The sequence below is a fragment of the Comamonas sp. 7D-2 genome (assembly GCF_022749555.1).
Taxonomy (GTDB): Bacteria; Pseudomonadota; Gammaproteobacteria; order Burkholderiales; family Burkholderiaceae_C; genus Comamonas; species Comamonas thiooxydans.
This window is the reverse complement of sequence record NZ_CP094238.1, coordinates 1,943,264-1,963,560: the sequence shown is the minus strand read 5'-3', so window position 1 is coordinate 1,963,560 and position 20,297 is coordinate 1,943,264. Positions and strand designations below refer to the sequence as shown.

Below are 20,297 nucleotides of genomic sequence, written 5' to 3'. Positions count from 1 at the left end.
AATTCCTTCTTTTGTTGAAACGCCTTATTCAGGCTGAATAGATATGGGCTTGATGCTACCGGGCACGATTTTCGCGCCAAAGTCTCGCATCAAGGTTTGAACCTGCGGATTGCTTTTGACAATGTCCTCGGCCAGCAACTGGCTGGCTTTTCTTTCCAGGGCCAGTCGGCGGGCGGGACTATCCGTCACGGGCCCCTGCTCGACCTGCAATTGTCGCGCATGACCGGCCGCTTCCAGCGCAGCACGCAGACGATCACGTGTGCCAGCCTGATTGAGCGAGTTGGACTCCACGCGCAGCCGCCACAGATCGCCGTCACGGCCCAGAAGTTGAGACTGCAGCGCCAGCTGCCGCGCCACGGCCACCACGGCTTCGCTCTGCAGCAACTGCTGCACCACGCCAAACCACAGATCGCCCTCGGCTGTGCGTTCCACAGGGGCTGCGTCCTGGGCCGTACTGACATAGCCGCCGCTTGCGCTCTGGGCCGCCGGCTCGTCAGACTCCATGGGCGGCATGGCATGCGGGGGCTGTCCGACATCCAGGTCGGCATCATCGCCCCAGCGCCCATCGTCAGACCAGCCCTCATCGGGCATGCCTGCCCAGGCCGCCTCGCTGGCATCCTGCTCTTCGGGAGCATCAGCCATATCGCTGCCCTCTGCACTCTCGGACGCATCGTCGACAGGCGCCTGGTCTGCCTCGGCGACGGCCTCCTGATCCTCAGCAGGCATGTTTTGCCGAACCGCAGCAGGCTCAGGCGTCACTGCAGGAGCAGGCAAGCGGGTCGACTCCGGCACTGCCTGCATCACCGGCCTTGGGACGGAATACGCTGCTGAATCCGAGCGATCGGCAACAACTTGAATATGTTCTGGCTCGGCCATGCCGGCCACTGACGCAGGCTCCTGCGCCGGTGCGGATTCCACCACCGGCTGCACGGAATGAACCTTGGCCGGTGGCGCCTCCATCGCCGCTGGCGGTGAAGCCGGAGGCTGCTGAATCGGATTCGGAGCCTGGACAACAGGCCGGCTAGGCCTCAGCGCCGGAGTTTTTTTTTCAGCCGTGCCGGCTTCGGCGTTTTCAGGCTTGAAAGCCAGCAACCGCAGCAGTGCCATGGTCAGCGCAGCGTACTCATCCGGGGCCAGCCCCAGTTCGGCACGGCCGTGCAGGCAGATGCTGTAGAGCAGCTGAGTCTCGTCGCGCGGCATCAGACTGGCCAGTCGGTCTACTTCGGCGGCCTCCGGGTCGCTAGCATCCAGCGGCATATCGGGTACGGCCTGCAACACGGCCATGCGCTGCAGCACGGCGCACATTTCCTCCAGGGTCGATGCAGCAGACAGACCGTTGTGGCGCAGCTCTTCGGAGATTTCAACCACCGTACGCCCATGACCCTGCGCCAAGGCATCGATCAGGCGAAAGACATGGCTGCGATCCACGCTGCCCAGCATCTGGCGCACCGTCGCCTCCTGCAACTGCCCGCTGCCAAAGGCAATCGCCTGGTCGGTCAGGCTCAGCGCATCGCGCATGGAGCCACGCGCAGCACGCGACAGCAATCGCAGCGCCTGAGGCTCTGCCGGCACGCTTTCCTTGTCCAGCACATGGGTCAGGTGCTCCAGAACCGTCTCGGGCGCCATCGGGCGCAGATTGAACTGCAGGCAGCGCGAGAGCACAGTGACCGGCACTTTTTGCGGATCGGTCGTGGCCAGCACGAACTTCAGATACTCCGGAGGCTCCTCCAGCGTCTTGAGCATGGCGTTGAACGCGGTGTTTGTCAGCATGTGCACCTCGTCGATCATGAAGACCTTGAAGCGCCCCTGCACCGGCTTGTACACCGCCTGCTCCAGCAGGCTCTGCACCTCATCCACACCCCGGTTGGACGCAGCATCCAGCTCGGTGTAGTCGGGGAAACGCCCGCTATCGATTTCAGTGCATGCTGCACAAACCCCGCAAGGGGTTGCGGTGATTCCACCGTTACCGTCCAGGCCCTGGCAATTCAGGGACTTGGCCAGAATGCGCGACACCGTGGTCTTGCCCACGCCACGTGTGCCCGTGAACAGATAGGCATGGTGCAGACGCTGCTGGGTCAACGCATTGGTCAGAGCCTGAACCACGTGCTCCTGCCCCACCATTTCGGTGAAGGTACGAGGCCGGTATTTGCGAGCAAGCACTAAATAAGACATAGCCTCTGATTCTACGGGGCCGGGGCATGCCAACAAGCCTGCTCCTGGAATCTCATTTCACAGCTCGCGGAGCTGTGTCGGTTTTGCATCTATAATCGAATGTGACGGGCCTCCTCGCATGGGGAAGCAGCCAACCGGGTCAGGTGGGGAACCAAGCAGCCCTAACTGTGGATACAGTGCCGAGATCAGGCTCGTCACCTTTCGATGGAAACCTCTTTACAGACAAGAGGCTGTCTTCCTAGAAAGGCAATTCTTCACCATTAACAACACGATGCTGCAGTGCTTCTCCCAGGAAAAGTACAGAAAAAGTGTTTCGTGCTGACGTCATGTCCTGGATCTCAAATCCACCCCGGAGGCGATGCCGTCCCGATCAGAACCGAATCTGAACCCTTCATTGCATCAGGATCTCCCGCAGGCCATTGGCAGACAAGAGCGGCAACCAAGAGGCCAAGAGATCAGATGCAAAAAAGGCCGCAGTCGCGGCCTTTTTGTCCCTACTGGATTGAAATGACGCCGCACGGTGACGCCATGAAAATTCAAACCGGAACGCCCACCAGATCATGCCCCTGCGTGCCCACGATGCGCACGCTGATCAGCTCGCCCACCTTGTAGGTCTTGCTGGCCTTCTCGGGCGGCTGGATGTGAACCACACCATCGATCTCGGGAGCATCGGCATAAGTCCGGCCCACACCGCCCTTTTTACCCAGGCTGACAGCCTTGTCCACCAACACCTTCATGACCTGGCCTACGCGGCGCTGCAGACGCTTGGTGGAGACCTCCTCGGCCACCTCCATGAAGCGCGCACGACGTGCTTCGCGTACTTCTTCAGGCAGCATGCCGGGAAGTTCGTTGGCGGTGGCGCCTTCGACGGGGCTGTAGGCAAAGCAGCCGGCACGGTCGATCTCGGCTTCGCGAATGAAGTCCAGCAGATGCTCGAACTCCTCCTCGGTCTCGCCGGGAAAGCCGGCAATGAAGGTGGAACGAATCACCAGCTCGGGGCAGATCTTGCGCCACTCGCGGATACGGTCCAGGTTCTTTTCGCCCGATGCGGGTCGCTTCATGCGCTTGAGCACATCGGGGTGGCTGTGCTGCAAGGGCACATCCAGGTAAGGCAGGATCTTGCCCTCGGCCATCAAGGGCAGGACCGCATCCACGGTGGGATAGGGGTAGACATAGTGCAGACGCACCCAGGCACCGTGCTGCTGCGCCAGCTTGCCCAGTTCGTCGGCCAGCTCCAGCATGCGGGTCTTGACGGGCTTGCCGTCCCAGAAACCGGTGCGGTACTTCACATCCACACCATAGGCCGAGGTATCCTGGCTGATCACCAACAGCTCTTTCACGCCCCCTTCGAACAGCGCCTTGGCTTCCTTGAGCACATCGCCGATCGGACGCGAAACCAGATCGCCGCGCATGCTGGGAATGATGCAAAAGGTGCAGCGATGGTTGCAGCCCTCGGAAATCTTCAGATAGGCATAGTGCTTGGGCGTGAGCTTGATGCCAGCATCGCCAAAGCTGCCAGGCACCAGGTCCACGAACGGGTCATGCGGCTTGGGCAGGTGGGTGTGCACGGCGTCCATCACCTCTTGGGTAGCATGGGGGCCGGTGACGGCCAGCACACTGGGGTGCACTTCGGCCACCATGGTGGAGCCGCCCTCTTTGCCAGCCTTGGCACCCAGGCAACCGGTCACGATCACCTTGCCGTTAGCTGCCAGAGCTTCGCCAATGGTGTCCAGGCTTTCCTTGACGGCATCGTCAATGAAGCCACAGGTGTTGACGATGACCAAATCCGCGCCTTCAAAGGTCTTGGAAGTCTGGTAACCCTCGGCGCTGAGCTGCGTGAGAATCAGCTCGCTATCAGTCAAGGCCTTGGGGCACCCGAGTGATACCATACCTATACGGGGAATTTGATCTTTCTGGGAGATGGCTTCAGTCATGGGGGATTCTGCAAAAAATGGTTTGGTGTATAGCTATCTGCGGTTCTCTGATCCAAAGCAATCGGCAGGAGGCAGCACAGACCGACAGCTTGCATATGCTGCCAAGTGGGCTGCCGAGCACGACCTAAAACTTGATACCCATCTATCGTTAAGGGATGAGGGTCTTTCTGCCTACCATCAACAGCACATCAAATCAGGCGCTCTGGGCGTTTTCCTGCGTGCTGTCGAAGAAGGGCGTGTTCCCTTTGGCTCAGTACTCATTGTTGAGGGCTTGGACCGCCTATCTCGCGCTGAACCCATCCAGGCACAGGCGCAACTAGCCCAGATTGTAAATGCGGGCATCACAGTGGTCACCGCCAGCGACGGGAAGACCTACAGCCGGCAGCGGCTCAAAGACAACCCGATGGACCTTGTCTATAGCCTGCTGGTGATGATTCGCGCTCACGAAGAGTCGGACACCAAGAGCAAGCGGGTCAAGGCAAGCGTCCGCCGTCTTTGCGAAAAATGGATTGATGGCTCCTACCGTGGCCGCGTCGAACAGGGCCACGACCCGGCCTGGCTGACCCGCAATGACGCCGACGGCTGGGACTTCAAGCCCGAGACGGTCAAGGCCATCCTGCGCACGATCGAGATGTATAAGCAAGGCCTGGGCGGCAAGCGCATTATTGAAAAGCTCAATGCCGAGGGCCTGCGCATCTACCCAACCAGCAAGGAAAACCAGACGCTACAGGTCTACCGCGTCACCAAAATGCCCCAACTGGCTGGGCACAAGCCCATCAGCGTGGATGGCGACGAGTACTTGCTCAAAGGCTATTACCCACCGCTGCTGTCGGAGCTCGAATGGGAAGACCTGCAACGGGTTGTCAAGAGTTCTGGACGCCGCAGGGTGAAGGGGGATCTGCCCCACGTAATCACCGGCATCGGCATCACGTTCTGCGGGTACTGCGGGCACCCCATGGCCGGGCAGCACCTGGCCAGCAAGAAGCGGCTGTCTGACGGTCGCATTCGGGATGGCTACAGGCGCCTGCTGTGCTCGGCCGCTGCCACCTTCAGTGCGGTGTGCCCGGTTCGCGGCTCAACCTCGGTTGCCCCCATCGAGCGCGCGATCATGTCTTATTGCTCCGACATGATGAATCTGCAAGGCTTGTTTGAAGCGGACACCAGCTCTGAAAGCCGCAAGGAGCTTCTGAAGGCACAAAAGAATGTCGAGGCGATAAAGACCCAGCTCGACAAGCTGACGGACGCAATGCTTGCCTCGGCTGATGAAGGAATACCACTCACATTTGCCCGCCGCGCCCGCCAGCTCGAAGAGGATCTGGCAGTCGCAGAGAAATCTCTGACAGCCCAAGAGCGCGATATCGCCATGCTCGCCCGCCGCGATATATCTGGTGCTGATGAGAAATGGCGGGCACTCGCTGCCGGCGTGGAAGCCCAGGACATAGAGACACGATTGCAAGCGCGCCAGCTTGTAGCGGACACCTTCAGCCGCATATCGGTCTACCACCACGGCCTTCGCCCCAATCACACACCGAAGTCCCGCGACTACTACATTGACCTGATGCTGGTCGCCAAAGGCGGCAGCTCCAGATGGCTTCGCATTGACCGGGATGGCAACTGGGTACATGGCGAAAACTACGAAGCTGCTGACTAATCCATCAGCGCCGCGACGACAAAGGCCCCGTGCGCTGGCAGCAGGGGCTTTCAATATTCGCCCAGAAAAGGCGGCTATATACTGTATGCATGTACAGTCATCGTCTACTGAGCGGCATGCCCGTCCAACTCACTGCCACCCCAGTTGTCTTGCCGCTGGCTGATTGCAGCGTGCGCGCAGGCTTCCCTTCACCAGCCGAGGACTTCTCGGGCAAGCGATTGGACATTACCGAGCTGCTTGTCGAGCACCCACAGGCCACATTCCTGTTGCGCGTGGCCGGGCCATCCATGCGCGAATACGGCATCGATGACGGCGACATCATCGTGGTCGACCGCGCGCTTCGCGCTCGCCATGGCAGCATCGTGGTGGCCTTGCTTGATAACGACTTCACCGTCAAGGTGCTGCACAACGCGGGCGGCTGCTTCAAGCTCAGGGCCGGCAACCCCACCTATCCCGACATCGTCCCCAAAGAAAACCAAGAGCTTGAGATCTGGGGCGTGGTCAAGTCCTGCATCAAACGCTTTGCATGAGCATGTATGTTCGCGCTCATCGACGGCAACAACTTCTACGTCAGCTGCGAGCGAGCTTTCAGGCCTGCCCTTGAGGGCATCCCTGTCGTCGTCCTGAGCAATAACGACGGCTGCGCCATCTCACGCTCCGACGAGGCCAAGGCCCTGGGCGTGAAGATGGGGCAACCGTTTTTTCAATTGCGCGACCTGGTCGAGCACAAGGGGCTTGTCTGCCTCTCACCAAACTTTGAGCTGTACGGCGACATGAGCGACCGCATGATGTCGCTCGCTGCTGGCCTGGGCCCCACCCAAGAGATCTACAGCATTGACGAGTCATTCATCGGGGATCTGGACGGCGTGCGGGATCTCACGCGCCGTGCCTTTGCCATTCGCGCACGCATCCTTAAATGGACCGGCATCCCTACTTGTGTGGGTCTGGCCCCCACCAAGACCCTGGCCAAGCTCTGCAACCACGTTGCCAAGGACTCGGAGCGCAAGCCGGGAAGCTACCCCGCCGAGCTTCAGCGGGTCTGCAACTGGGCCGAACTGTCCGATCAGCAACGCACCGATATTCTCGGCCGCACCGCCGCCGGCGAGGTCTGGGGCGTGGGCCGGCGCATCTCTGCCCAGCTGGCCGAGCAGGGCGTGCTGACTGCGCTTGACCTGGCCAGGCTGCCCGCCCATGCCGCGCGCGATGGCTGGAGCGTGGTACTCGAGCGCACCGTGCGCGAGCTGCAAGGCGTGAGCTGCATGAGCTTGGAGACGGCCCCTGCCGCCAAAAAGCAGATTGCATGCACCCGCAGCTTCGGCCACCCCATCACCACCCTACCCCCATTGATTGAAGCCGTGAGCGAATTTGCAACCAGGGCCGCAGAAAAACTGCGCGCTGGCGGTTTGCGCGCTGGTGCCCTGCATGTTTTCGCACACACATCGCCATTCAGACCAGGCCGCAGGTTCTACGAAACGGCAGTGATTCAACTCCAACCGCCCTCATCCGACACCAAGGCGCTTGTCAATGCGGCCGTGCGCGGCTTGCGATCGATCTACCAGCCCGGCTATCAGCTCTCCAAGGCCGGCGTCATGCTGCAAGACCTGTGCCCTGCAGAAGTGCAGCAAGGCGACCTGCTTTTCGAGGAACCCTGCCGCGATCAAAGCAAGCTGATGGAAGCCATGGACAAGGTCAACAAGCGCTTTGGCAAGGGCACGGTGCATGTGGCAAGCACCGGAGTGCCCGAGCAGGATGAGAGCGGCTGGCGCATGCGCCAAGAGCGCCGAACACCGCGCTACACCACCAAGATTGACGACATACCGATTGCGAGGGCCTGATGAGACGAACCGATGCAAAACAGGCCATTCTGGGCCACTGGGTCAACTGGCAAGAAAGGCTGGCTGAGGCCGACATGCACCCGCACCCCGGCACCGCCATGCACCTTTTCTATGAGTTCCTGCAGGCCAAGCACCCCACCTGCCTGGACTTCGCCAGCCACTCCCCCTATCTGCAATTGCGGCAGTGGCTTGCAGAGGATTGCGAACCCTAAAAAGTACACAAATTTATTTACTTTTCTCTTGCAGAAGTAAACATATTTGATTACCATTGAGCCATGTTCAACACAGGGAGGGTTCATGAAGCAAAGCGAGTTCCAGAGATGGCTCGCTGCGCAGGGAGCAACTTTCAGCCACGGCACACGCCACTTGAAGGTTTTCCTGAACGGCAAGCAAACAATAATGCCCCGGCACCCAAGCCAAGAGATTGGCGAAGGACTCAGAAAAGCGATTCTGAAACAGCTAGGACTTAAATAGGAGGTGGCCCCGCAAGGGGCTACCTACTGGATTTGCCGGAACCCCGACAACATGGAGAAAAAGAATGCGATTTCCTGCAAACATCGAGCCCGATGGTGATGGCTTCATGGTCTCGTTTCCCGATATCCCGGAGGCATTGACCTGCGGCGATACCTACGATGAGGCCGTATCCATGGCCCATGATGCGCTACTGACTGCGATGGACTTCTATTTTGACGATCGCCGCGCCGTCCCTGAGCCATCCAAGGCCGCCAAGGGCCAGGTGCTTATCTCTTTGCCGGCCAGCGTGTCGGCAAAGGTGCTGCTGCTCAACGAGATGGTGCATCAAGGCGTGCGCCCCATCGACCTGGCAGCACGCATGGGCACGACTAAACAAGAAGTCAACCGGCTGACGGACCTCAAGCATGCAACCAAGATCGACACCATCGCCAAAGCCCTGGCGACCATGGGCCTTGATCTGGAGCTAGGCGTGCGCCGCTCAGCTACTGCAGCCGCTCGATAAGCGCCCTGTCGACCTGCACCTGTCCTTTCAGGGCGCTGACTTGGGCGTCTCGGCGCTCGACCAGACCGATAAGCTGGCCAACCACGCCCGCGCCTCCTGCAGCACGGGCTGCGAGTCGCTGGTGCTGATCTGCGAGATCTCGGCAGGCAGCGGCGTCACCGGCAAGCTGGGCGTTGCGGGTTGCAGCGCTCCTGATGTCGTGCTGCAGGCCTGCAATGCGGGAAGCGTCAGCAGCGCGCCCAGCCTCCAGGCGGGCCATTTCTTGCGTGTAGTCATGGGTGTTTTCCTGTTGGGCAGTGCCGTGCTCTACCACGGCCTCTGCTTTTTTTTCTGTCGCAGCTTGCGCCTTTTGAGCCTGAGCAGCCGCAGCTTTTGACTGTGAAGTCTCGACCTTGGCCAGCCGCTGGGTCTGCACAGCCAGCAGCAGGGCTATAGCCAGGGCCAGCCACGGCCAGATGCGGGACGCGCCTGTCATGCCAGCCCCCGCTCGCACAGTTGCCGCTCGGCCGCGCGGCGCTTGACCAGGCCGGGGAGTTGCTTGCCGCCGGCGTAGGTCCACCGGCTCAGCTCGGCACAGGCGCCATCCATATCGCCGGCATTGGCCTTGCGCACCAAGGTACTGCGACAGAAAGCGTCATCCCCCACATTGAAGGCAAAGCTCAGGAATGCCGCGCGCTGGGCGTCCGTCAGCGGCGCACGCACGCAACTCAGGGCGTCGGCATGCTTGGCCAAGTCCTTGTAAAGCATCTCCTCGCACTGCTCACGGGTGAACGTTTGCCCATCCCGCAGCTCGGGGCCGGTGTGCCCAGTGCAACTGGTCAACACGTTGACCGGGTCTCGGTAGCTGCGCAGCACTGTGCCCTCGTACTTCTGCACCAAGGGCACGGCCAGGGCCACTGCAGCGCCGCCAATGGCCGCGATAAGTCTTTCTTTCCAGCTCATCGGCTTGTCACTCCTTTGATTGCAGTCCAGAAGCCCACACAGGCACCGCCCAACATGACGATGGCCGCCAGAGGCTTGGCTACCTTGCCCACCCAATTCAGCACCTTGAAAGCGCCCTTCATGGCGGTGAAAAACTCCAGCATTTCCGCCAGCTGCTGCTTGAGCTCCTGCAGCTCCTGACGCTCCTCATGAAGGCCCTGCGCTAAGGCTTTCAGATCGCGCTCGATGGTTGCCATGCGCTCACTCCCTTCGTCCAACCGTTCTCTAATTTGCTCATGCTCCAGCACGGGCAGTTCATCGATTAGCTCCTCCATCAGCCCCCTCCTATGGCTTGGTCGTAATGAACAGCAGCAGGCAGAACAGCGCCGGTACCAGCGCATCTAGCCCACTGGCCCAGTTCCATACCCTGGGATCAAACCCTCCCCACCAGGGCATGCCCGTGCGGTGCCCGCCCGCAAACGCCTGAATCCAGCGGTATTCGGCCTGGGTGTGCTCACGCGCCAGCCACCAGCTGCAGGCCAGCGCGCCGCCCAACCACCAGTTGCCCAGCACCAGGCCGACCAGGACCTGGGTCAGCACGGCGATCAGCGCATGAATCAAAGGTGTCCAGTCCATGGCTACAGCTCCAGCGCGTGCGCGTAGATAAAGAGCTCATCCACCTGCTGGGCACTGAGCCCAAGCTGCTCGGCAGCCCACAGCACCGTGGGGCTGGGGCGCTTCCAGCTCAGCACCTCATTCATGGCCGCATCGAGCATGGTCTGCTGCTTGGCATCCGTAAGCGACTCGCGCAGCTGCTGCAGGCGATCCCAAAGGGTGACACCTTGCCCATCCACCCGCTGCATCAGGGCCAGCTTGGCTTGCCAGCGAGCCACCTCGGCCGGTACACGCGGCGGGTCCACGACATCACTGCCAGCGAAAATGCGATCTGGCGTGGCTGGTGGCTCGATTTCATACTGCTGCAGCTCTGGAATGCGATCACTCAGGTTGATGTGAAATCCAGGCACGGGTGTCATCACAGCAACCTCCCCATCCGGGGTCTGCTGTACATCGCCCGTCGGTTTGATGACCACCCCGACAACATCAACAGCCACTGCGTCGACATATGACGGAATTTCGACTCCGTCAGACCATGGAGCAAATGCCACGACAGCAGCAGCCCCCGAAGTGAATTGAAGGAAGACTGTCATGATTGCGTGAGTCTTTGCAGTTGAGTCGTTGATAGGGTCTGCCGGTAAATGGCAATGCGGCCGATGCGCCAGATGCCATTTACCGCCGATGTGGTGGCTCCGAACTTGAGCCAGCGCCGCATGGAGAAGTCCACCGCATCGCGTAGCTGCCCCGCGCCCGTGACCCCATTCAGTGAGATACCGCCCGAGCCGTCATTCGCCACGCTTGCCGCAACACGGAACCAGCTCCCCACGGCAGGCCTGGCACCAACACCTGCAGAGCGACCGCCCTCCGGACTGTTGATGTACACGCTGCCAGTTGGAAAGCGCGCACCGACATAGCCGCCCAGCGTGTTGACGCTGTCAGAAAACATGCAGGGGTACTCTCCCGCATAGTCGCCCGAGCCCTCGAAGGCCCACGAGAAACCATCGCGCATCAAGGCGTCCTGCACATCCAGGTAAGCCACCTCGGCCGCGCGAGTCACTGCCGCGCCGGCGGTCGGGATGTAGGAGGAAGGCGAAGACCCCACCTCTACCTGCGCGCCGAAGATGTAGATGCCGCTAGTCCCGTCACCCACGTAAGTGCCCGGGGCGGTGAGACTGTCCTTCACGCCTATGGTGGGAGTGACCGTCCCCACAGGGGCAGCAATCGTTGTCGTGCTCAAACTCACACGGCACCAACCATCCGGCAGCGGCGTAATCGTCAAGACTTCGCCAGCGGTGCTCAGAGGCGCACCATAGGTCTGATAGGTCGTCAGGTCGATACCAACCGAGTAGCCTGTAACCTGATTGGCAAAATTGCGGATACTGATGAAGGCAAAGTTGCGCTCGGCGGCCTTCAAAAAGCACGAGAACACATAGGTGGTGCTTGCAGCTGGGGTGAATGCGTAGTTGACGACGTGTTCATTCAGCTCGGTGTTGTCGACAAGCTTCTTGGCAAACTTTGCGGGGTCGGGTGATGGCACCGTTGTATCGGCAACCGTCGAGCGGCTCTTGGTCCAGCTAGAGAAGGTGTCGCTATTGAGGGCGGTATTGGTGCGCGTGGGCTCAACCAGCAGGCCCAGGCAGCGCCCCGTCTTGGGCTCGTAGTCAATCCGCGGCACGTTGTTGGCAACCGTGCGCAGCTTGCCGCTGGGCGTGTAGCAGGTAGCCGTGCTGGCCCGCGTAAAGCGTAGCTGCGGGTGCAGGCGCTTGGACCGCGCAAAGTCCAGCAATAGGCTGGGGCGATGGGCCGGGAAATTTTGCAATGTGGTCATGTCCAGCTCTCGGTTGCCAGGGTACGAATGACGCCATCAAAGCCGTGGAATTTCTGCGCGGTCTGCGTGTCGCTGATGTATTCGCGCCAGATGTCGCCCGGCTTGCTCATGGGCGTATGGCACTGCACTTGCAAGCTGCTCACGTCATCCAGGGCCGCCAACGTGCCAAAGTGGATGCCTGCAGGAACTTGATCGGGGCCAGTCCCCAAAACCGACAGCGCAACGCAAGCGGCAGCCAAGTCGTTGATTGCAGTCTGAGTGGCGGCGCTGACCGGCAGCTTGTCCACAAACACACCGCTGGGCGTTCCATCGGCAGCGATCTGCAACCGCACCACCCCATTGGTAATGAGTTGCAGGATGTCTGCGCCGGGGAAGTTGAGACCGGTGTTTTCGTCGGCTGCGCCGCGCAGACTGGGCGCCGCCGCCGTGCCTGCAGCGAACTTGCCGGCCCCGGCTCCATCGCGCACCGCCTGATAGCTATTGACCAGTGCAGCCGCCTGCGCGGCTAGGTCGCGCAAATAGCCTTGGGTGGGCATGATTGCGTAGGCTTGGACCGTGGCCGTGCTGCCTTTGTAGTTCGGGCTGATGCGCAAGCTGGTGCCGCTCACGATGGACGTGATCTCATAGACCTGCGCGTCCGGCCCCAGGAAGGTTTCGCCAACCGCTGCACCATCCACCCATGAGGTGCCTGTGCCGGTGATGACGTTGCTGTTGTTGGTCACCGCGACGGTGCCAGTTCTGTACCAGGCCATTTCTGCTCCTTATGGATTGGTGCTTGTCGGAATGGGTACGGCGTTACCGTCCACGATGAGGTGAGTCGTATCCGACACATCGATGCCAATCGGGACACAGATCACACCAGTGGGCGTAATCTCCGCCACGACGGATTCGGGACACTCAAGGATCTGAAAAATGGCGGTCTCGCCAGCACGGTGCATTGCGTAGCGCATTGGTGTTACCTCTTGGAAACGATTACTGAAATGGAACGGGCAATTACCGATGACACTGGCGCCGTGTTGTTGCCGGCCACATAGAGGCGCACACGACGAGTTAGCCCGTTACCCGAGAACGTGAAGCCGAAAGACTTCATGCCGCCTTCGCTCAACGAAAACTCGAATTGCGTGCCACCATCCACCTGTATTTGCAAAACCCCTCTGGTGCCGGCCCTCACCTCTGCATAAAAACTGACGATGTACGTCGCACTCCAGTCAGCAGCTGGCGCCGTCACACCGAGAATTTCCGCATTGATAGGCGAGACTTGATCCCCTGCCGTAACCCCTACTGCAACCGTCGCGATGTTGTAGTCAAGGTTCTCCATGGAAATGACACGCTGCGCAGTCAACGTGCCGCTGAAGGTGCCCGATGCGCCGGAAAGGTTGCCGGAGAAGGTCGCGTTTCCGTTCTCGATGCGCAGCCCTGGCGCATAGATGTTGCCGCTGCTTTGGATCTCGATGTATCTGCCGTTATTGGCGTTGCCCAACAAGATGCCGTTAGGCCCGATGTGAAAGCCACTCTGCCCCGCCGGCGGCCACACATAGCCCCAGAAGCCGCCCGCGTTCAGGCCATTGCCATTGATGGTGATGCCCCCAATCGTTCCCGCAGTGCTGTAGATCGTGCCGCGCACGGTGACGCCCGAGAATTCGGCCATCCCATCTGGGCGCAATATCCAGCCGCTGGAGCCGGCAACGTAGTTGCTTGACTTCAAGCTGCCGCCGATCACGCCATTGCCGGCGGTAAGCTGGCTGGCACTGATGGCCGTGGCCTGGATCTTGTCAGCCAGCAAAGTGCCAAAGCGCCCGAAGAGCACCGTCACGTTGTTGATGTAAGCGGCATCCATATAGACGCCGGCAGGCACCACCACCCCGTTGATGGTTTGCGCCGTGGTCTGCACCGAGAACGGCTTGACGTTGGACACGCCAGCCGGCGAGCCGCTGGGCGCAGCGATCCAGAACGAATTGGCCATAACACCAAAGTCAATGGTTGGGCCCGCCGTGCCGTTGGAGGTGCCTGAGAGTGCAAAGCCGCCAACCACCTGCTGCCCGCCCTGCGACAGCTGCATGCGCACGGAGTACAGAGCGCCGAGGTGGCCCGTCTCATTGGCGCGCACCGACTGCTCAGCCTGGATGGCTGCCACCGCGTTATTGGCCGTAGACTGCGCCGTGGCTGCCGCAGCCGCAGCGTCTGTAGCGGCCTTATCAGTCACTGCGGCCCATGCAGACCCATTCCAGCGCTTTGGGGTGTTCGCCCCGCCCGTGGTGTCAATCCAAAGGTTCTGCGCCAGACGATCAGCGACAGCAGGCGCTGATGCGCCATAGAGAACCTTGCCTTTGCTCCCTGCCGCATCACTGGCGGCCTGAGCCGCCTGCATAGCCGCCGTGTGGTTGCTGCCAACAGTTGCCTGCAGTTGCTGCCGCTGGGTCGCTTCTGCCTCAATAGCCGTTGCCCGCGTCTGCGACTCCACCAGGATGGCTGCAGCGGCTTCATCTGCTTTTGCCTGGGCGGCGGCTGCAGCGGCTGCTGCATCGGTGGCTACCTTGTCCGTCGCAACGATCCAAGCCGTGCCGCTCCATCGCTTGGGCGTATTGGCACCACCTGCGGTGTCGATCCAGAGGTTTTGCGCCAGCCTGTCGACTGCGGCCGGCTGCGAGCTGCCAAAGATCACCTTACCCTTGCCGCCGGCGGCATCGCTGGCAGACTGGGCTGCCTGCATTGCAGCCTCGTGGTTGCCTTCAACCACGGCCTGCAGCTGTTGACGTTGGCTCGCTTCTGCAGAGACAGCGCTCGCTCGAGTCGCGGCCTCCTGCTCGATGTCAGCAGCCAGGCTCTGTTGCCCGCGCTGCGTCTCGGCTGCCAGCTGTTGACGGGAGAGCGCTTCAGCAGAAATAGCGTCCGCGCGGGTCTTGGACTCTTGGGTCAGTGCCGCACCCTGCGCGCCGACAACGGCCGCCAGCTCCAGGCGCTGCTGGGCTTCTGCGGCCAAACCGTCTGTGATCGCTGCGCTGAGCTGATTGCGAGCGAACGCTAACGCATCAGCAGCCTGCTCGCGATTGCGCTCACCAGAGAGGATGTCGCGCAGCAGCGCTTCAGCCGTCTTCTCCGCATCGCGCTCATTGCGCCTGGTGGCCGTAACCGTGGCCGTGATGGCCGGAACATCCAGGGCGCTGAGTGTGAGCTCGGCGCTGCCCATGCGCTGTTGCAAGGCATCCTGATCGGCTTGGTATTCGGCCCGCGTGACCCGCAGGGCGATCTGACCACCGAGTGCATCCAGATTGCTCTCGGCTGTGGTCAGGCGCACCAGTGCCCCCTGCAGCTCCAAGGCATCAGCCTTTTGCGTCAGCCGACCGTTGATGCTGTCGAGCTCCTGCGTCACAGTGATCAGGCGCGCATCGATCCCCTCATAGAGGAGCAGATCCGCAGGCGACAGCACAGCCTCAGCGATCTTGCCGTCCACATAAGCCGTGCTGGCTTTAAGTAGCATCTGGCCCTGCACCGCATCGAGCAGAATCTGCAGCGTGGTCACATGCTCATTCGTCTGCTCCAGGCCGTAGATCTTGACCTGGCCGGTGGCCGGATCGACATACACGCCGGCGTCGGTGATGCGCTCCAGCGCCCTGTCAGCAGCCAGCGCAGCCTCGAGGAGACCCTCTGCCATCTGATTGATGTTGCCGCGCACGGACTGATTGAGTGCATCCTGCTGCTGAGCGGCCGTGACCAGGCTACGCCCGAGCGGGCCGTTGTCCTTGTCCAGCAGATCGATGCGCTGGCCCAGGCTATTGGCCAACCAAGATTCAGAAATGTGACCGCCTAGCGCCTCTTGCACCTTCTGCAGGTCCTGCCCAGTCTCCACCACCACGGGACCAGCCGGCAGATCAGACAGCACGCCATCAACGGACTGGTGCTTGGCCCAGATGCTCCAGGCGGTGGCCGGGTCGCTGGTGAAGGAGGCAGGCCCGCCAAAGGCCTCGGCCACCTGGCGCGCCGCAGAAAACTGCGCCCCGGCGCCCTCGGCCGCATAGATGATGGTGCGGGCATGGCCGTGGCCCTGGGCGTAGTTCGCCACATCCCAGGTGACCTGCACGCTGGTGAACATGCCTACGGCAGCAAGTCCGGTCACCAGCGGTGGTGGCGTCAGATCCGGTTGCTGGATCTGGTCAAAGCTCTGGTCCAGGGTGATAGCAAAGCGCACGATACCGTTTGCCAGTTGCCCAGCGGTATCGATAGCGCGCAGGCCAAAGGTCCATAGGCCGGCCTGCGGCTTGGTCGTCTCGAACTGGGCCGTGTAGATGTCGCCTGCCTCGCCCAGGGGCTGCATGTCATCCCACATATCCACACTGAGCGAAATATCGCCTGGCAGGTAGCGGATCTGCACTCCTGCGAATGCCGCAGGCTTGTCGCTGGCGTACAACCAAGCAAAGCGGCGCAGACCACCGGTAACCTGCTGGACCACAAAGGTGCCGGGGTTGCGCGGGGGCAGCTGCGTCATCGTGGTGATGTAGAGCAGCGTTGCCGACTGCCCGGCCTGGCCGCTCGCATTGAACGGGCGCACGACAATCAGCCACTCGCCAGCTCCATCGATGCGGAAGGTGCTGCGGGCGCCCTGGGCGTTGCCGTCCACTAGGCGCAGCTCGGACCCGTCACGGCCTGCCCATACCTGGGCATGGTCGCAATCGCCCTCCACATCCCAGACGCAGGACAGCTCATACCACTCTGTATCGCCCTGCAGATTGACCTTTTCGGCAACGCGAAGGTTTTTGACGACGGGGCGACCCAGCTGGGGAATGCTGCTCTGGTTGGGCGCGGGCACATAGGTGCCGTTGAGCACGTAGTCCCAGAACTCAGGCCCTTCGGGCACGGCCGTGATGCGCGCGCCCTTGAGATCCGACTCGGGATCGATGCCAGTCACGCGCACGCGATAGCCGGGCGTTGCCTTGAAGTCGTAGCACCACAGGGTGTCGTGCGCGGGGTTGCCGATACCTTCGCCGGGGAAGTCCAGATCTGCGGGCCATGGATCAGTCAGCCTGACCCAATCGGACTCGATCTCCAGTGCATCCACCTGAAAGACGCGATAGTCCCGCTCACCAGGCACGCGCAGGCCAATATAGGCCGTTGCCATAGGTGGCACCAGCTCATCGAGCTGCAGCAGCACGCCTGCGCCGCCCAAATTCTGTGCGGCCATCACCCGGCCGCCAAAACCCCATTGCGTCAGGTCGTGGGAGACCGACAGCACCGACAGCCGGCGATAGTCCAGATGCTCAATGTCTGCCGTGTAGTGCACGGTCTTGTACTGATACAGGCTCTGGGCTAAGTGGTAGCGGGCCATGACAGCGGCATGGGCCTCGCTGGTGATGCCCTCACCAGTCACGCGGGCCGGGCTGAGCATGGTAGTCACGCCGGGGGCCATCACGCGCAGGGTCGTCATCTCCCAGGTGTCACGGTTCAGCCATTGGTACTCAATGCCATCGGCAGCATTGCTCAGCGCGTAATCCACGCTGAAACCGCCCTTGAGCATGTTGGCCATGTTGACCACAGCGCTGTTGGGCTGGCCGCTGGTCACAAAGACGGCCGTGGGGCGGCTGCCGTCGGTCCAGGCGAACTCGCCCATACCGGCCAGAGCAACCTCGTCGCAGAAGGCGCCCAGCGACATGCTGGGGGTGATCCACTTGTCATAGGTGTAGCCGCGCGCCGCGCAATGCAGCATGAAGGCCTTCAAGCCCTCGATGTCGATCTGCTCGTCGGACAGGCCAAAGCCAAACTGCAGGACGCGCTGACCTTGGCTGTCCGTCGCCCACACACCTCGCAGCGTCTGCAGCAGGATGGCGCCGGGGTTGGACAGACCATTTGCGCGCGTGGTGGCCGTGGCCCATTCGGTACCCGTCCAGATCGGCATCGGCTTGGCGCGATAGGTGGCACGAACCTGGTCCAGGCTGCCGCTCAGTTGCCCGGATGAGCGGATCTTGATGCCGATCCGCCCCCACTGGCTGTAATCGGTCGCGTCGGCCTGCACACTCTTGAGTGACACCCAGGAGAACTTGCAGGCATCGCCAGAGCCGCCATCGTTCCAGCGCGGCACGCCCAGCTTGGCACGCACTTCATATTGACCAGGCGCCACATCAAACGAGAAGGTGCGGCGCAGGACATCGGTGCTGGCATTGGTCAGCGTGCTGCTGCTCAGCGTGGTCCAGGCAGGCGCACCGACTAAACGAGCCTGAATCGTCAGATCGACCCAGTTGGCATTGATATTGCCTTTGCCGCCTACGTCATACAACTGGCCCTCGATGTCCAGTTGCAGCACGCCGGCCCCCGCCGAGCCCGTGCGCGTGATCCAGTCGCCGCCGTTGACGAACTCCGCCCCGGCCACGGCATCCACATTGCTATACAGGGGGACATTCTGGCTGGTCATGCCGGAAAAGCCGTTGTAGTAGACGCTCACATCGGAATAGTTACCGATGGGCGTGTCACCGATGGCCAGATCAGCTGCACTGTGCACATTGATGCCGCCGAGCAAGATGGTGCTCATGTACTGGTCGTCGCCCTCGAACCAGGCATAGGACTTGCTGGCCAGGTCAGGCGTCACGCGCATCTCGCCCCAGAGGACGGGAATAGGCTCATACGGCCGCGCGGTGTTTCGCTGATCGCTCAGGCTGTAGATCTGCTTCTGGGCCAGAGACTGTGCCGATGGGATCTTGGGAGCCAGTACTTTGTTGATCAGCACCGAGCCGGCCATAAACATGCCAAGCCCAATGGCACCGGCCACTCCGGCACTGACTCCGAATGACCCCGCAATCCACCCCGCTCCAGCCCCCATCGTGAAATACGACAGCGCAGCGATGGCCACCAGTTGCAGGGCACTCTTGCGCAGCACGGCACGGCAGGCGATCAACTGCCCATGCTTGGGGAAGGTGTGCACCCACATGGCCTGGGGCACCACGGCCCCGCCGATCATCACTGTCCAGGCCCCGGAGTCGATACCGGGCACATGACGCTCGAGGAAAGACGCCAGGCTCTCTCCGGGCTGCAGATCGGCCGGCACGTTACGCTGACCGTCCAGCGTCAGCGCATTAGGCGTGACGACCAAGCGACCCGCCGTGTCCAGCACATCGGCAGGCACCCCGCCAACGGCAGCCACAGCAGCAGACTCAGCGCGATTCACTTCCATCGGTAGTAGCCCTCAACAATCAGGCCGTAGCCTTGTAAGTCCTGCACTCGGTGCAGCACAGACGAACCCAGCTTGTGGGAGGTGTGCAGCACATGCGGTGCGTAATTGGTAAACACGTAAATGCCGATATGACCGGCCTGCTCGACGTCAAAGTCACGCATCAGCACGGCATCGCCGTCCTGGGGCTGCTCCACGGCTGTGCCCAGCTCTGAGCAATAGCTGGCAATCGCGGCAGCCTGCGCATCCAGCTCGAGCGGTCGTGCCCGCTTGCCGGCCAGCACCACCTGACGACCGAACAGCTCGCGCTGCACAAGCAGGGCCAGGTCGGCGCAGTCCATGTGGCGCGGGCAATAGGGGATGCCGGTGAAGCGATCCAGTTGCGTGGCATCCAGCATCAGAAGACCCCCGGCAAGGTGTGAGGGTTGGCGATCTGCAGGCAGGCCGAACGGCGCATGAGCTCATCCACACTGCAGGTTGCCTGGGCAGATGCCCCGCTGATGCTCACGCTGGTCATGGGCAGCCAGTAAACGTGCTGGTGCACATCGGGCTGATCGCGCGGCACGATAATCAGCTTGGCCATCGTGGTGGTGCCCGGCTGGCGGCGCTCGAGCTCGTCACTGACGCCGCGGCCCACGTTGTCCATGGCCAGGCGCATGCGTGGCGCCTGACCGGACACGTCATCAGGGAGCGTGAAGCCAAAAGGCAGGCCGATATAGCTGATGCCGCGGCTCACGAAGTCCTGCACGTCATTGCAGATGTACATGGACTCCGAAAAGCTGGGGTTGCTCACCTCGAGCAGCTCGATATGCCCGACATCATTGGTAACGCGCTGGTTTCGCGTGCGAAAGTTGCTCATCGCAGGTACTCCAGCACGCACGAGCGTTTGCTCTGCGCATACTCGGCAATAGTGGGCACCAGCTTGCCGATGGAAGCGTCTTTGAAGCGGCCGGTGCGGACCGTCTTAGTCCGCGGATCTGTCCAGGTGAAAAAGCCGATGCGCTTGATGGTGTTGAAGTACCAGTCGTTGAAGGACTCAGCATCTGCCGCACTGTCGAACAGGAGCGTGACGGGCACTTCCACCACGACACGACTCTGGCCCACGCGCTCCTTGGCCATGCCGCGCTCCATTTCGCTCTTGATGACGCCTGGGTCGAACTCTTCGCCGGTATCGTCCAGCAGGATGGTGAGATAGTCTGGTAGCTGCGCCAT

General features: G+C 61.5%; 19 protein-coding genes and 1 other RNA gene. 7 read left to right on the top strand and 13 right to left on the bottom strand.

Annotation, left to right across the window (positions count from 1 at the left end; genetic code table 11):
* Positions 1-24: 24 nt before the first annotated feature.
* On the bottom strand, positions 25-2,172 hold the full coding sequence (gene dnaX, locus MPZ60_RS09070; RefSeq protein ID WP_034356954.1) for a DNA polymerase III subunit gamma/tau: 2,148 nt from the start codon (positions 2,170-2,172) through the stop codon (positions 25-27).
* Positions 2,173-2,275: 103 nt separating this feature from the next.
* Between dnaX and ffs the strand changes: the two genes are divergently transcribed.
* An RNA gene (gene ffs / locus MPZ60_RS09065) (signal recognition particle sRNA small type) lies at positions 2,276-2,371 on the top strand.
* A gap of 337 nt (positions 2,372-2,708) precedes the next feature.
* Here ffs and rimO read toward each other — a convergent pair.
* Positions 2,709-4,106 carry a 30S ribosomal protein S12 methylthiotransferase RimO gene (gene rimO, locus MPZ60_RS09060; protein ID WP_045839653.1) on the bottom strand — a complete coding sequence of 466 codons (1,398 nt, stop codon included), beginning with the start codon at positions 4,104-4,106 and terminating at the stop codon, positions 2,709-2,711.
* Between rimO and MPZ60_RS09055 the strand changes: the two genes are divergently transcribed.
* The 6 genes from MPZ60_RS09055 to MPZ60_RS09030 all read left to right on the top strand — a co-directional run bounded on the left by MPZ60_RS09055 (position 4,105) and on the right by MPZ60_RS09030 (position 8,568).
* Positions 4,105-5,757: a recombinase family protein gene (locus MPZ60_RS09055; RefSeq protein WP_242881756.1), complete on the top strand. Its 1,653-nt coding sequence runs from the start codon at positions 4,105-4,107 to the stop codon at positions 5,755-5,757. The two genes, rimO and MPZ60_RS09055, sit on opposite strands and share 2 nt — an antisense overlap.
* Positions 5,758-5,873: 116 nt before the next feature.
* The gene (locus tag MPZ60_RS09050) at positions 5,874-6,287 is read left to right on the top strand and encodes a LexA family transcriptional regulator (protein ID WP_242881758.1); all 414 of its coding nucleotides are present in this window, start codon (positions 5,874-5,876) and stop codon (positions 6,285-6,287) included.
* A gap of 6 nt (positions 6,288-6,293) precedes the next feature.
* Positions 6,294-7,592, top strand: coding sequence for a Y-family DNA polymerase (locus MPZ60_RS09045; RefSeq protein WP_242881760.1), 1,299 nt, complete (start codon positions 6,294-6,296; stop codon positions 7,590-7,592).
* Positions 7,592-7,804 carry a hypothetical protein gene (locus tag MPZ60_RS09040; RefSeq protein ID WP_242881761.1) on the top strand — a complete coding sequence of 71 codons (213 nt, stop codon included), beginning with the start codon at positions 7,592-7,594 and terminating at the stop codon, positions 7,802-7,804. Before MPZ60_RS09045 ends, MPZ60_RS09040 begins: the two co-directional genes overlap by 1 nt.
* A gap of 85 nt (positions 7,805-7,889) precedes the next feature.
* Positions 7,890-8,066 (top strand): type II toxin-antitoxin system HicA family toxin, encoded by a 177-nt coding sequence (locus MPZ60_RS09035; protein WP_053282542.1) that lies wholly within the window; start codon positions 7,890-7,892, stop codon positions 8,064-8,066.
* 64 nt (positions 8,067-8,130) lie between these two features.
* The gene (locus MPZ60_RS09030; RefSeq protein WP_242881762.1) at positions 8,131-8,568 is read left to right on the top strand and encodes a type II toxin-antitoxin system HicB family antitoxin; all 438 of its coding nucleotides are present in this window, start codon (positions 8,131-8,133) and stop codon (positions 8,566-8,568) included.
* Here MPZ60_RS09030 and MPZ60_RS09025 read toward each other — a convergent pair.
* The 11 genes from MPZ60_RS09025 to MPZ60_RS08975 form a co-directional block, all read right to left on the bottom strand.
* Entirely contained in the window at positions 8,549-9,043 is a 495-nt protein-coding gene (locus MPZ60_RS09025) for a hypothetical protein (protein ID WP_242881763.1), read from the bottom strand. The two genes, MPZ60_RS09030 and MPZ60_RS09025, sit on opposite strands and share 20 nt — an antisense overlap.
* Positions 9,040-9,510 (bottom strand): lysozyme, encoded by a 471-nt coding sequence (locus MPZ60_RS09020; protein WP_045839658.1) that lies wholly within the window; start codon positions 9,508-9,510, stop codon positions 9,040-9,042. The genes MPZ60_RS09025 and MPZ60_RS09020 overlap by 4 nt, the downstream gene beginning before the upstream one ends.
* Positions 9,507-9,824, bottom strand: coding sequence for a hypothetical protein (locus MPZ60_RS09015; RefSeq protein ID WP_242881764.1), 318 nt, complete (start codon positions 9,822-9,824; stop codon positions 9,507-9,509). Before MPZ60_RS09015 ends, MPZ60_RS09020 begins: the two co-directional genes overlap by 4 nt.
* A gap of 10 nt (positions 9,825-9,834) precedes the next feature.
* Positions 9,835-10,125, bottom strand: coding sequence for a hypothetical protein (locus MPZ60_RS09010; protein ID WP_242881765.1), 291 nt, complete (start codon positions 10,123-10,125; stop codon positions 9,835-9,837).
* A 2-nt stretch (positions 10,126-10,127) separates the two neighbouring features.
* The gene (locus MPZ60_RS09005) at positions 10,128-10,523 is read right to left on the bottom strand and encodes a hypothetical protein (protein ID WP_242881767.1); all 396 of its coding nucleotides are present in this window, start codon (positions 10,521-10,523) and stop codon (positions 10,128-10,130) included.
* A 170-nt stretch (positions 10,524-10,693) separates the two neighbouring features.
* Entirely contained in the window at positions 10,694-11,932 is a 1,239-nt protein-coding gene (locus tag MPZ60_RS09000) for a hypothetical protein (protein ID WP_242881769.1), read from the bottom strand.
* A complete protein-coding gene (locus tag MPZ60_RS08995) occupies positions 11,929-12,684 on the bottom strand; it encodes a hypothetical protein (protein WP_242881771.1) in 756 nt (251 codons plus the stop codon). Before MPZ60_RS08995 ends, MPZ60_RS09000 begins: the two co-directional genes overlap by 4 nt.
* Positions 12,685-12,887: 203 nt before the next feature.
* The gene (locus MPZ60_RS08990; protein ID WP_242881773.1) at positions 12,888-19,088 is read right to left on the bottom strand and encodes a DUF1983 domain-containing protein; all 6,201 of its coding nucleotides are present in this window, start codon (positions 19,086-19,088) and stop codon (positions 12,888-12,890) included.
* Positions 19,079-19,483, bottom strand: a complete 405-nt coding sequence (locus tag MPZ60_RS08985) for a hypothetical protein (protein ID WP_053282533.1) — start codon at positions 19,481-19,483, stop codon at positions 19,079-19,081. Before MPZ60_RS08985 ends, MPZ60_RS08990 begins: the two co-directional genes overlap by 10 nt.
* A complete protein-coding gene (locus tag MPZ60_RS08980) occupies positions 19,483-19,944 on the bottom strand; it encodes a DUF1833 family protein (protein WP_242881774.1) in 462 nt (153 codons plus the stop codon). The genes MPZ60_RS08985 and MPZ60_RS08980 overlap by 1 nt, the downstream gene beginning before the upstream one ends.
* Positions 19,941-20,297, bottom strand: coding sequence for a hypothetical protein (locus tag MPZ60_RS08975; protein ID WP_242881775.1), 357 nt, complete (start codon positions 20,295-20,297; stop codon positions 19,941-19,943). Before MPZ60_RS08975 ends, MPZ60_RS08980 begins: the two co-directional genes overlap by 4 nt.